Raw genomic sequence first — 12,718 nt, forward strand, 5'->3', positions numbered from 1 at the left:
GCAAGCCAGTTTTCTGGTGCACACCGGCATTCATTCGCTTCCATGTCCGTGGTCATAGCTCATATGAACTTCGGCATAATCAAAAGGCTCATCATGGGTACCAGATTTTGCTATGGAAGTACCTTGAGCGCGTTCGAATAGGGTTCAGCGGTTGTTTGATTTCTTTGTTTCTTGGTATCTGGCGAAGGTAGTCGATGCTCCGGAGGCCTTCTCCAATAACCTCCCCGCCTGCCTTGCCTCGGGCGCAAGAGCTCTCGGCCTAGATCACCGTGACCTGAAGTATGGAACTGGTCCAGTGGCGTTGATAGTCTTCCCGGACTCTCCATCAACCCTGGGACGAATCATCCAACTTTCCAGCGCTCGATTAGGACCGCTGCTGGATTGCGTGTCGCGAATGGAGACACGTGGCAGAAGGACAGACGCAGGCGCGCATATGGTCGGTGGGGAGTGAAGAATTGTCTTTGAGCGTTCGGCGGAATCCAGGAAGGGAACTTCGAGGAAGATGTCACAGTCTCGGGCCGCAGCACTATCTACAGACTCTTGCGCGAGAGCACCACGGTGGCCACGACCACGACCAGGATGGCCAGCCCCATCCAGACCCATTCCCAGTCGTAGACCTGGAACTTCTCGCCGAGGACGATATAGCCCAGGGAGAAGGCGACGATGGGTTCACCGATCTTCATGGCGGGAAGTGAGGTGCGCAGGGCGCCGGCGTTGAAGGCGTTCTGCTGTACATAGGTGCCAATGCTCGCCGTGGCGGTCAGTGCGTACAACTCCCAGGCGGTTAACAGGCCGGGGATTCCCCCGGAGACGAAAACGTCGGCGACGGCCTTGGAGAAGACGGCGACGAAGCCGAAGAGAGCACCGGTGACCAGGCCCTCCAGAAGTGCACGTTCGCGCCGGATGAGTCGGCGTGCGATGCGTTCCATGCCCACGAGGATCAAGCTGCCCACCACGAGGGAGGGGATCCACCGCTGAATCTCCGGGTGCGCCTCGCCGCCCACGGGACGACCGAGAATCACCACCACACCGACCCCGGCGGTCAGAAGGGCGGACCAGAAGGTTTCACTGAGAGAGACGCGCCGGCCGTCGTAGATCGCGGAGAGTGGCAGTGTGAACATCAACGACATCACTAGGACTGGCTGGACCACGAGCAGGGGGCCGAAGGCCAGGGCCACCACCTGCAGCATGTAGGCGATGATCGCCGTGGACATCCCGGCCCACCAAAGCGGCCGGCGAATGGCGGTGAGAAAGGGGGACTTCCCCTCGGGGGCGTGTTCTGCAATACGGTGCCGCACAACGGTTCCCCACGCGATGGTGAGGGCCGAGGCCAGTGCGAACAGCACGGCAAGGGTATTGCTTTGCACCCGGTCAACGTTAGTTGATCTGTCACCTGCGCGCCCGTCGGGTGGTGGGTGGTGGGCGTCGAAAAGCTGTGGCGGAAGTAATGTTTGCCCCGGATATGTATCGCGCGACCAAAACGGTAGAGTAACTAGGCGTAACTGACAGTAGAAGTGATCGAAAGGTGCACAACGGTGGCCCTGGTCGTACAGAAGTATGGCGGTTCCTCGCTTGAGAGCGCGGAACGCATCCGAAATGTTGCTGAACGGATCGTCGCCACCAAGAAGGCCGGGAATGATGTCGTGGTCGTCTGCTCAGCAATGGGCGATACCACCGACGAACTTCTCGAGCTGGCCTCCGCGGTCAATCCCGTTCCCCCGGCCAGGGAGATGGATATGCTGCTCACCGCGGGTGAACGCATCTCCAATTCCCTCGTTGCCATGGCGATCGACTCCCTCGGGGCGCGTGCGCAGTCCTTCACCGGTTCCCAGGCCGGGGTGCTCACCACGGAACGTCACGGTAACGCGCGCATCGTCGATGTCACCCCCGGCCGAGTCCGGGAGGCTCTCGACGAGGGCAAGATCTGCATCGTCGCCGGCTTCCAGGGTGTGAACAAGGAAACCCGCGATGTGACCACCCTCGGTCGCGGCGGTTCCGACACCACCGCGGTCGCGCTGGCCGCGGCGTTGAACGCCGACGTGTGTGAGATCTATTCGGATGTGGACGGCGTCTACACCGCGGATCCGCGCATCGTTCCCAATGCGAAGAAGCTGGACAAGCTCTCCTTCGAGGAGATGCTCGAGCTCGCCGCCGTCGGTTCGAAGATTCTTGTGCTGCGCAGTGTCGAATACGCCCGTGCATTCAACGTCCCGTTGCGCGTACGATCATCCTATAGTAATGACCCCGGCACCCTGATTGCCGGTTCGATGGAGGATATTCCCGTGGAAGAAGCAGTCCTGACCGGTGTCGCCACCGACAAGTCCGAAGCCAAGGTCACCGTTCTGGGCATCCCCGACAAGCCGGGCGAGGCCGCGAAGGTCTTCCGTGCGCTCGCCGACGCCGAGATCAACATCGACATGGTCCTGCAGAACGTCTCCTCCCTCGAGGACGGCACCACCGACATCACCTTCACCTGCCCGCGCTCGGACGGGCCGCACGCCCTCGAGCTGCTGAAAAAGCTGCAGGCGCAGGGACACTGGTCAAACGTGCTTTACGACGATCAGGTGGGCAAGGTCTCACTGGTGGGTGCCGGCATGAAGTCCCACCCCGGCGTCACCGCCGACTTCACCGAGGCGCTGCGCGACGTTGACGTCAACATCGAACTGATCTCCACCTCCGAGATCCGCATCTCCGTCCTCATCCGCGAGGGTGACCTGGACAAGGCCGCCCGCGCCCTGCATGAGAAGTTCCAGCTCGGCGGCGACGAGGTTGCCGTCGTCTACGCCGGAACCGGCCGCTAAACCCACTTTCAAGGAGCAAGTTCAATCATGACCACCATCGCAGTTGTCGGTGCCACCGGCCAGGTCGGCCGGGTAATGCGTGATCTCCTCGAGGAGCGCAGCTTCCCCGCGGAGACCGTCCGCTTCTTCGCCTCACCCCGCTCGGCTGGGTCGAAGCTCGACTTCAACGGCGTTAGCATCGAGGTCGAGGATGTCACCGCGGCTACCGTGGACTCGCTCGCCGGGATCGATATTGCCCTGTTTTCCGCGGGCGGTGCCGCCTCTAGGGAGTACGCCCCGCTGTTCGCCGCGGCGGGAGCCACCGTGGTGGACAACTCCTCGGCATGGCGCAAGGACGAGGATGTCCCCCTGATCGTCTCCGAGGTCAATCCGGAGGCCAAGGAGAATCTGGTCAAGGGGATCATCGCCAACCCCAACTGCACCACCATGGCCGCGATGCCGGTGCTCAAGGCCCTCCACGATGTCGCCGGCCTGCGTTCCATCCGCGTCTCCTCCTACCAGGCGGTGTCCGGCTCCGGCCTCGCCGGCGTGGAGACCCTGGCCAAGCAGGTCTCGGAGATCGGCGACCACAACGTCGACTTCGTCCGCGACGGCAGCGCCGTCGATCCCGGTGACCTCGGCCCCTATGTCGCCCCCATCGCCTACAACGTCGTTCCCTTCGCCGGGAACCTCGTCGACGACGGCACCCTGGAGACCGACGAGGAACAGAAGCTGCGCAACGAGTCCCGGAAGATCCTCGGGCTGCCGGAGCTCAGGGTTTCCGGCACCTGCGTGCGTGTCCCCGTGTTCACCGGCCATACCCTGACCATCCACGCCGAGTTCGACTGTGCGATCACACCCGAGCAGGCCGACCGCGTGCTCGAGACCGCCCCGGGCGTCAGGCTCGTCGACGTCCCGACCCCGCTGGCCGCTGCCGGCATCGACGACTCATTGGTGGGACGCATCCGCCAGGACGCCGCCGTAGATGACAACCGGGGTTTGGTCCTCGTCGTCTCCGGTGACAACCTCCGCAAGGGCGCCGCCCTGAACACGATTCAGATCGCCGAGCTCCTCCTTCCATAAGCGAGGGGGGGTGGCGCTCATCCGCTTATGGAAGCCTCCCACTCGAAGAGGTCCGGGATCAGCGGTGAGTCCTCCGCGATCACACCCATGTGGCTCCGCCCGGGGTAGGACCTCTCGGTGACGGGCCGGCCGCTGAGCCTGGCCCGTTGCGCCATCTCGGCCTGCCCCGCGATGGGAACGACCTCATCGTCGATGCCCTGTCCGAGGAAGAGGGGAGCGGTGCCCGCGCCGCTGGCGGTATTGCCGCGGAGATGCTCGGCGGCAGCACTGTCGTCAAGGTCAATATCGAGCAGGGGCGCCCTGCCGCCCAGCGCGGCCGCTGTGAGCACGGAGAGCACCATTGACTTCTCGGTCACACAGCGCTGCGCATAGGCCCTGATGAAGGCCAGTCCGGCCGGGTGGACATAGTCGGCAAGGGCCACATCCGGATACTCCTCGGAGTAGGGCACCAGGACATAGGAACTGATCACGGATCCGAGGGCGCTGGCCCCGGAGGCCGTGATGCGCTCTGCCAGGAGCAGGGGATCGGCGGCCGCGGACAGGGCGGCGACGCCGGTTATGTGCAGTTCGGGTGCGTAGTCCGCGGCGATCTGGTCGACGAACAGGGTGGCGTGCCCGCCCTGGGAGTGTCCCCAGAGCATCGTATCCCCGCTGCGGCCGACACCGTCGAGTCCACGGGCCGCGCGGACGGCATCGAGGGTGGCGCGGCCCTCGCCCTCGCCGATGAGATAGGGATAGCGCCCGGTGGTTCCCTGTCCGGGGTAGTCGGTGGCCACGACGGTCCAGCCGCGGGAGATCGCGGTATCGATACCCGGGATCGCGAGTTCGGTCAGTGCCGTGGGGGTCATGCTCGGGGCGCAGAACTGCGAGACCCCCGTGGTGCCGTGCTGCCAGGCGAGGACGGTGGAGGTCCGCCGGTCCGCGGCGGGCAGCGCGACGACGGCGCTGGCTACCGCCGGCGAGCCGTCGGCGCGCGTGGTGGCGTAGAGGATTCGTTGCGGCAGCGCGCTGTCCGGGGTGGTGCCGGTGTAGGCGTCGATACGCAGGAGCGTTCCCGGTTCCGGGATGGTTCCGGCCCAGTCGTAGAAGGGATCCGCGGCGGCGACGGAGGCGCGCGCGTAGGTGGTCGCCACCGCGGCGGTGCCGCTGAGCAGCAGCGCCAGCACGGTGACAAGTGACACCGCTATTCGACGCCCGCGTGGCCGCCACTCCGGCAGCAGGCGGAGCACCCCGCCGAGGATCAGGGTGAGCGGGAGGGTGTAGGCGATCAGGAGCAGTGCCGCATCCGGCCACCACCACAGCGACCAGGCGGCGAGGATGCAGGCGCCGGCGCCGAGGGCGGGGAGCACCAGTCGGCGTCGGATGGCGTAACCGAGCAGGGCGATTGATCCGATACCGAGGCCGATCGGGAGGATGACGGGCAGCGCGGTGACCAGCGGCCGCGCGTTGATCACGGCAGCCGCCGAGATGGCACCTGCGAGCACGACGGCGCCGATCCCGAGCGGGAGCGCGGTGTCCGGCCTGCGGCGCAGATACCAGGCGAGCGGTACCGCGAAGGGAAGGACCGCGAGAAGAACGAGCAGGGCCGTCAGCGGCCGGGGAAGCAGGAACAGGCCGATAAGCACGGCGAGCACCGAGGTGGAGAGCCGGATCCAGGGTATTTTCACAGGCTCAACATTAGGGCATCTCGATCAGCGGGTACGCTCCCCCAGGGGAACGGCAGCCCTCCGCGCCGCGCCCTTCGGTCCGCCGGTGGACACCCACGCCACTCCGAGGATGATGAACCACACCGGTGTCACCATGAGCGCCATCCGTGTGTCCGCCTCGAGGGTCAGGACAACGAGCATCGCGGCGAAGAAGACCAGCACCACTACGGCCATGACCACACCGCCCGGCATGGGGAACACGGAATCCCTGTGCAGTTCCGGGGTGCGGCGCCGGTAGACGATGTAGGCGAGGAGGATGAAGGTCCACACCACCATGAACAGCACCGAGGACACCGTGGTGATCAGGGTGAAGGCTCCGATGACCGTTCCGCCGGCGTAGAGCACGGCGATCGCCGGGATCAGACAGAGCACCGAGAAGACCAGGCCCCTGGCCGGCACCTGGGATTTGGACAGCCTGGACCAGGCGCGCGGGGCCGCTCCCTCGAGGGAGAGGCCGAAGAGCATCCGGGAGGTGGAGAAGATGCCGCTGTTGGCCGAGGACGCCGCCGAGGTGATGACCACGAAGTTGATCACCCCGGCCGCGGCGGGAATCCCGGCGAGCGCGAACATCTGCACGAAGGGGCTTGAATTGGAGTCGACCTCGTTCCACGGGGTAACCATCATGATCACGGTCAGGGAGAGGACGTAGAAGATCACGATCCTGATCGGAATGGAGTTGATGGCCCGGGGCAGGGTTTTCACGGGATCCCTGGTCTCAGCCGCGGCGGTGCCCGCCAGCTCGATTCCGACGAAGGCGAAGATGGCGATCTGGAAGCCGGCGAGGAAACCGGTGAGACCGTTGGGGAAGAAGCCACCATTGTCAATGAGATTGGCCACGCTCGCGGTATGGCCGTCAGGGGACTCGAAGGCTGTGAGCACCATGAACAGCCCCACCAGGATCAGGGCGACGATGGCGACGATCTTGATGATGGCGAACCAGAACTCGATCTCACCGAAGAGTCGGACGGCCGCGAGATTCAGCGCGAAGAGCAGGACGATCACGCAGACACCCGGCAGCCACAGGGGGACCCCTGGCCACCAGTACTGCGTGTAGCCGGTGATGGCGACGATATCGGCCATTCCGGTGACAATCCAGCAGAACCAGTAGGTCCAGCCGGTGATGAATCCCGCGCTGGGGCCGAGGATGTCGGAGACCGCGTCGCGCAGCGACTTGTAGTTGAGGTTGGCCAGCAGCATCTCACCCATCGCACGCATGACGAAGAAGAGCATGAATCCGATGATCGCGTAGACGAGGATGACAGAGGGGCCCGCAACCGAGATGGTCTTTCCCGACCCCATGAACAGTCCGGTCCCGATGGCTCCACCGATGGCGATGAGCTGCAGATGCCGGTTACTCAAACCTCTTTTCAGATCGGAGGATTCCTGAGTGGGGCTGTGTTGTTCCAATGTTTCGGTCTTCCCGTGAAAAAAGGTGTCGGTGGGGATGGATGCTCAGGCTGTTCAGCTGCCCAGTTGGCGCGGGGGGTCCTCCGCGGAGCCATCGGCGCTTCGGGTCGCGTTGATCAGATCCGCGCGGGCGCGGGCGACCCGGGACCGGATGGTGCCCACCCGGACGCTGGCGATGGAGGCCGCCTCCTCGTAGGTGTATCCGAGCACCTGGGTGAGGATCAGTGCCTCCCTGCGTTCGGCGGGCAGGGCGTCGATAAGCGTTCGGACGTCGATCCACTCCGACCAGATCGCCGAGCTGCTGCCGTCTGTGACGCCGGTGTCCTCGTACTCGACGATCGATTTGCGGGGACGCGCCATGTCGTGGCGGATGTTGTCCACCCAGACGCGCCGGGCGAGTGAGAGCAGCCAGGTGCGGGCGGAGGATCGGGCAGCGAAGCGTGGCAGTGCGCCCATGACCCGCAGGTATGTCTCCTGCGTGAGGTCGTCCGCGATCTCGCGGCCGCCGAGGTGCGCCAACAGGCGCCAGACGTCGTCCTGGGTCGCGCGGATGAATTCCGTGAGCGCCGAGCGGTCGCCGCGGCCGGCTGCGAGGGCCAGCTCGGTGACATGCGCGTCGTTTCGCTCGTGGTGCTTCACAGTTGGCAAGAATACCAGCTCAGGCGAGTCACGCTGCAGGTGCCCGCACACATCACGGTCAAGGTTGACACGGCAAACAGGGGGTGGTCTGGGGGTGGTCACCGGATGCCGATACCGATGTCGAATGACTTAGGCGCTGGTCAGTCGCTTGGGATGCGAAAAGATGGTGGCGGGAGGTGACATGAGCGGGTATTCTATTAATAAGGCAACATCCATAGGATACCCATATTTAAGGAAGGCTTTGCTCATGTCCGACCATCAGACCTCAGCAGCAGACCAGATCCTGGACAAAGGCCGGGAGGATGCTGCGGCCCAGGCCACCAACAGTCGCCGACTCAACGGCGCACCGGTCCAGTCCGAGAACATCTCCATCACCGACGGTGCCCAGGGGCCGAATGTTCTCAATGACATCCACCTGATCGAGAAGCTCGCACACTTCAACCGTGAGCGCGTGCCGGAGCGCAACCCGCACGCCAAGGGTCACGGTGCATTCGGTGAGCTGCATATCACCGAGGATGTCTCCGCATACACAAAGGCCAAGGTGTTCCAGCCCGGCACCGTCACCCCGATGGCGATCCGCTTCTCCACTGTCGCCGGCGAGCAGGGTTCCCCCGACACCTGGCGTGACGTCCACGGTTTCGCCATGCGCTTCTACACCGAGGATGGCAACTATGACATCGTCGGCAACAACACCCCGACCTTCTTCCTCCGGGACGGCGTGAAGTTCCCCGACTTCATCCATTCCCAGAAGCGCCTCGGGCACAACGGACTCCGGGACGCGGATATGCAGTGGGACTTCTGGACCCGCACCCCCGAATCCGCGCACCAGGTCACCTACCTCATGGGTGATCGCGGAACCCCGAAGACCTCCCGCCACCAGGACGGCTTCGGATCGCACACCTTTCAGTGGGTCAACGAGGCCGGCGATGCGGTCTGGATCAAGTATCACTTCAAGACCCGCCAGGGTTGGGAAACCTTCACCGACGCGGAAGCCGCGGAGGTCGTCTCCAAGAACACCGATTACCACCGCGAGGATCTCTACCGGTCCATCGAGGAGGGCAATTATCCCATCTGGGACGTCAAGGTCCAGATCATGCCCTTCGAGGATGCGGAGAACTACCGCTGGAATCCCTTCGATCTGACCAAGACCTGGTCCCAGAAGGACTACCCCCTCCAGGATGTCGGATACTTCATCCTCAACCGTAATCCGGTCAACCACTTTGCCCAGATCGAGCAGATCGCCCTTGATCCCGGCAATATCGTCCCCGGCGTCGGACTGTCCCCCGACCGCATGCTTCAGGCACGTGCCTTCGCCTACGCCGATGCCCAGCGCTACCGGATCGGGCCAAACTACCGCCAGCTGCCGGTCAACCAGCCCCTGGTCCCCCGGAACACCTACTCCCACCAGGGGCCGATGGAGTACTTCTTCGCAGATGCGGGTCAGCCGACCTACAGCCCGAACAAGTATGACCGCGGCGCAGGAGTCCTCGATGACGGCGTGAGCTCATCGTCCAACCACACCAGCTACGGACAGGCATCGGACCTTTACGTCAACCCGGATCCGCACGGAACCGACCTCGTCCGGGCAGCCTATGTCAAGCACCCGGACGACGATGATTTCATCCAGCCGGGAATCCTCTACCGCGAGGTCCTCGATGACGCCGCACGGGAGCGCCTGGCGGACAACATCACCAATGCCATGGCGGGCGTCTCACCGGAGGTTGAGGAGCGCGTCTACTGGTACTGGGGTTCCGTCGATGAAAACCTCGGTGCGCGGGTCAAGGAACTGTTCGCGCAGAAGTACGGCCCTGATCATGGCGACAGCGAGGCGAACCAGCCGGGCTGATCGCTGAACCTTCCATAAGGGAGAGGGCACCCCGAGATCGATGGGGTACCCTCTTTGTACCGATCGGGCGCTAAAATGCGCGGCTCTCGGCGATCGCTGTGCGGAGTTTTAGTACAGCGAGGTGCTCAGCGCGGTTGAGCTACCGAGGCCGAGGCCCAGGACGGAGCTTCCGACGCTGGCCACGGAGCTGCCGACACCAATTGCCAGCCACGCTGCGACCACCTGGAGTCCGGCAAGAGCCAGATCGTGGGGAACGCCAAAGTTCTGGACAGTCTGGACAAACTCGCGGGGCATCTGAATCTCTGAGCTGGGGTAGGGGGCGGTCACGGCATTGGCTGTTGCGGTGGTGCTCCCCGTGATCATGGCGACCGTGAGGATTGCAGCGGCTGTTTTCTTATAACGCATGAGGACTTCCTCCGTGTAATCGGTAAAGCTTCAATGAGTTGTGTCACCTCTGATACTAGACGTGGAGGTGGGTGAAGTCAGTATTTATGCAAAACTAATCAACTCTGAGCTTTTCGCTCCGCGGGCCACCGTTCCGGAAGTGCGGGCCACCGTTCCGGAAGTGGGGGCCGGGGCTTCACAGGTTGTGGACAGGTGGGTCAAACTTTGGGGGTCCTGGGCTGATGGGTGCCGGTTGGTGGACTTTGACCGGTCCGTCAACGCGCAGGGGGCGCCTGCCGACGTCACCGCCGCCCGCGGTGCTGCGGCCCCCACCGGGCTGCGGGCCACCGTTCCGGAAGTCGGGGCCGCCGTTCCGGAATGGGGCCAGGGCTTCACAGGTTGTGGACAGGTGGGTCAAACTTTGGGGGTCCTGGGCTGATGGGTGCCGGTTGGTGGACTTTGACCGGTCCGTCAACGCGCAGGGCGCCTGCCGACGTCACCGCCGCCACCCCGGAAATCCCCTGGGGCCTCCGCGACCTGCGCACGCCACCTCGCCAGCGTTTGGGGTGGTGCTTACCGGTGCGCCTAACCGATGAAACATGGAGAAGTTACTACATTGCTGACTATGTCCGCCGACTCCGCCCGCGCCGCATCATCCACCTCGAAACTGCGTAGCGTTCTGGCCGCTCTGCTCCTCCTCATCCCGGTGCTGGGAGGGACTATTTTCGCTGCGGCGACCGACCTCGATATCTCCAGGGCGTGGGCGGGCGAGGATGAGATCACCGGTGCGCCCGCGCCGGCCGTCGCCAATAGTCAGGCGCTGATCGATGCGCGCCGGGCAGCCGGGGAGGCCGGCACCCAGGCGGGGTTCCTTGTCTCAGGCACCGATGAGCTGACCAGGGGCACACAACAGCTTGTCGACGGCGCGACCCCCCTCACCGACGGGATGGGCAGCGCCGCTGACGGCGCCAAGGCCCTCCACGATGGGCTGGTGCAGCTCCAGGCGGGAACGGGCCAGTTGGGAAGCGGAGCCACCGAGATCGCCGATGGGGTCGAGGGGGCCGTCGAACAGCTCAACGGGTACATGGTGGTGCAGCAGCAGCTGGTCGCCGTAATGGACCAGGCGGATAAGACGCTTGCGGATAGCAAGACGCCCGAGGCCGAGCAGCTGCGGGGCCAGCTCGCGGACCTGCGCAGGCAGATCCAGCAGTTCGGGCTGTCGGTGGGAATGACCGATCAGCTCAACGACCTCCGCTCGGGAACCCGTGACCTGGCCAATCAGCTCGCGGTGCCCGGCTATGGATTCCATGACGGCATCTACTCAGCGACAAACGGTGCTGCCGAACTGTCATCTGGACTGAGCCAGCTTGAGGAGGGAGTGGACAAGGCTGTCAACGGCTTCTCCACCCTCGATGAGGGCGCGGAGCGCCTGGATTCCATGGCCACGGCGGTCCAGGACAAGACGGGTGCGGTCCAGCGGGCGCTTCCCGTGGTTCAGGCCACCGGGGCGGAGGAGGGTGCAACCGGCCAGGCGGGCGAGGATGGGCGCAGTATGGCGCTGGCCCCGATGTATGCTTTCCTTATCGCCACCCTTGTGATGCTCGGAGGAGCGGCGATCGGCTGGGCGACCCTGAAGAACCGCCTGCTCACGGTCATCGTTCTGCTCGGTATCACGGCACTGGGCGGGATCGTCCTTTTCACCGTGGCGTTCGGGATGTCCCCGGCGGTGCTCGCGGCATCGTCGGCGGTGCTGCTGCTGGCAACCGTTGTGGGCGCGATTCTCACCCGCGTGATGGTTCAGCTGTTCGGGGGCACGGCTGCGGTGGTCCTCGGGGTGGTCGGATGGCTCCTGCAGGTGGCTGTGGTGGCCCATGTGTGGAGTGTGCAGGCGGTCTCGGAGATCTCCACCCTCTGGCGGGCGCTGGCCGGAATCATGCCGCTGCACTACCCGACCTTCGCACTGGTCTCGCTCGGCAATGACGGGGCCCAGTCCGCCATCTGGATGAGTGTCGCGGTGCTGGTGGCGGTTGGTGTGATCGGCGGGGTCATTCTGAGAATAACGCGGAGGCGGATTCCCGCGTAGCTTCCCGCCTCGCAATGCCGGCGGGTCGACCCGCGCCCAGGCGTCTATTAGGGTTGGTCGAATGCTCAGTGCCTTCGACCCCGTTGATTGGGAGCCCCAGAGAATCGCCGTCGCCGGGACCAGCGGCTCGGGAAAAACCACCCTGTCCGGGCAGGTGGCGGAGATTCTGGGGTATCCGCGCGTTGAGATTGATAGTCTCTACCACGGTCCCGGATGGCAGCCGCGTGATGCGTTCCTCGCCGATGTCGAGGCATTCATCGCCGGCCCGCGATGGGTGATCGAACTGCAGTACCGCCAGGCCAGGCCGCTGATCACCGCCCGTGCCGATACCGTCCTGTGGTTGGACTATCCCACCGTTGTGCAGATGAGAAGACTGATCCGGCGCACCCTGCACAGGCGCCTCTGGCGGAAGCGGCTGTGGAACGGCAATGTCGAGCCTTCCCTCGCCACGATCTTCACCGATGATGAGCACATCCTGCGCTGGGGCTGGCGCACCAGGAACCAGCTGAAGCCGGTCATCCCCACTCTGGAGGCGCGCTTTCCAGGGTTGAGGGTCGTGCATCTGAGGAATCCGAGGGAGACCAGGCACTGGGTGGAGTCGCTGTCGGGGCGGGGCGGGGGGGGTCGGGGAGGGGGGCACGCACAGCCAGGCCCCGGTGGGGTGGGGGGTACCCGGGGGGGTGTCGGAGGTCGGTTCGTCTTTGGCCGCAGACCCAATGCACGGGGAGGAGCCGCCCCCCGGGCGTTTCGGGGGTCTACTTGATGATCCTGGGCGTGTCTTGGGCCCCCG

The 12,718-nt window shown here is 64.6% G+C and carries 10 protein-coding genes; 5 read left to right on the top strand and 5 right to left on the bottom strand.

Annotation, left to right across the window (positions count from 1 at the left end; genetic code table 11):
* Positions 1–530: 530 nt before the first annotated feature.
* Positions 531–1,367 (bottom strand): DMT family transporter, encoded by an 837-nt coding sequence (locus B7E02_RS03280; RefSeq protein WP_080793066.1) that lies wholly within the window; start codon positions 1,365–1,367, stop codon positions 531–533.
* A 168-nt stretch (positions 1,368–1,535) separates the two neighbouring features.
* On the opposite strand from B7E02_RS03280, the gene B7E02_RS03285 reads away from it, so the two are divergent.
* Positions 1,536–2,801 carry an aspartate kinase gene (locus tag B7E02_RS03285; RefSeq protein ID WP_080793068.1) on the top strand — a complete coding sequence of 422 codons (1,266 nt, stop codon included), beginning with the start codon at positions 1,536–1,538 and terminating at the stop codon, positions 2,799–2,801.
* Positions 2,802–2,828: 27 nt separating this feature from the next.
* Positions 2,829–3,863: an aspartate-semialdehyde dehydrogenase gene (locus B7E02_RS03290; protein ID WP_080793069.1), complete on the top strand. Its 1,035-nt coding sequence runs from the start codon at positions 2,829–2,831 to the stop codon at positions 3,861–3,863.
* Positions 3,864–3,880: 17 nt separating this feature from the next.
* Here the strand turns inward: B7E02_RS03290 and B7E02_RS03295 are convergent, their stop codons facing one another.
* The 3 genes from B7E02_RS03295 to B7E02_RS03305 all read right to left on the bottom strand — a co-directional run bounded on the left by B7E02_RS03295 (position 3,881) and on the right by B7E02_RS03305 (position 7,615).
* The gene (locus B7E02_RS03295) at positions 3,881–5,530 is read right to left on the bottom strand and encodes a lipase family protein (protein ID WP_080793071.1); all 1,650 of its coding nucleotides are present in this window, start codon (positions 5,528–5,530) and stop codon (positions 3,881–3,883) included.
* 24 nt (positions 5,531–5,554) lie between these two features.
* A complete protein-coding gene (locus B7E02_RS03300; RefSeq protein WP_245802147.1) occupies positions 5,555–6,928 on the bottom strand; it encodes an amino acid permease in 1,374 nt (457 codons plus the stop codon).
* Between the two features lie 102 nt (positions 6,929–7,030).
* Positions 7,031–7,615 (bottom strand): RNA polymerase sigma factor, encoded by a 585-nt coding sequence (locus B7E02_RS03305; RefSeq protein WP_080793074.1) that lies wholly within the window; start codon positions 7,613–7,615, stop codon positions 7,031–7,033.
* A gap of 247 nt (positions 7,616–7,862) precedes the next feature.
* Between B7E02_RS03305 and B7E02_RS03310 the strand changes: the two genes are divergently transcribed.
* Complete coding sequence (locus B7E02_RS03310; RefSeq protein ID WP_080793076.1) at positions 7,863–9,461, top strand: catalase; 1,599 nt, start codon at positions 7,863–7,865, stop codon at positions 9,459–9,461.
* Positions 9,462–9,569: 108 nt separating this feature from the next.
* On the opposite strand, the gene B7E02_RS03315 is transcribed toward B7E02_RS03310, so the two are convergent.
* Entirely contained in the window at positions 9,570–9,866 is a 297-nt protein-coding gene (locus B7E02_RS03315) for a hypothetical protein (RefSeq protein ID WP_080793077.1), read from the bottom strand.
* 604 nt (positions 9,867–10,470) lie between these two features.
* Here B7E02_RS03315 and B7E02_RS03325 point away from each other — a divergent pair.
* A complete protein-coding gene (locus tag B7E02_RS03325) occupies positions 10,471–11,928 on the top strand; it encodes an ABC transporter permease (RefSeq protein ID WP_080793081.1) in 1,458 nt (485 codons plus the stop codon).
* Between the two features lie 61 nt (positions 11,929–11,989).
* The gene (locus B7E02_RS03330; RefSeq protein WP_245802148.1) at positions 11,990–12,691 is read left to right on the top strand and encodes a P-loop NTPase family protein; all 702 of its coding nucleotides are present in this window, start codon (positions 11,990–11,992) and stop codon (positions 12,689–12,691) included.
* Positions 12,692–12,718: the final 27 nt, after the last annotated feature.

The organism is Corynebacterium pacaense (genome assembly GCF_900169525.1).
GTDB lineage: Bacteria > Actinomycetota > Actinomycetes > Mycobacteriales > Mycobacteriaceae > Corynebacterium > Corynebacterium pacaense.

What these genes read in the sequence shown, in the direction of transcription:
- B7E02_RS03290 (WP_080793069.1), top strand. Translation starts at nt 2,829, where the DNA reads ATGACCACCATCGCAGTTGTCGGTGCCACCGGCCAGGTCGGCCGGGTA.
- B7E02_RS03310 (WP_080793076.1), top strand. Translation starts at nt 7,863, where the DNA reads ATGTCCGACCATCAGACCTCAGCAGCAGACCAGATCCTGGACAAAGGC.
- B7E02_RS03315 (WP_080793077.1), bottom strand. Translation starts at nt 9,866, where the DNA reads ATGCGTTATAAGAAAACAGCCGCTGCAATCCTCACGGTCGCCATGATC.
- B7E02_RS03325 (WP_080793081.1), top strand. Translation starts at nt 10,471, where the DNA reads ATGTCCGCCGACTCCGCCCGCGCCGCATCATCCACCTCGAAACTGCGT.
- B7E02_RS03330 (WP_245802148.1), top strand. Translation starts at nt 11,990, where the DNA reads ATGCTCAGTGCCTTCGACCCCGTTGATTGGGAGCCCCAGAGAATCGCC.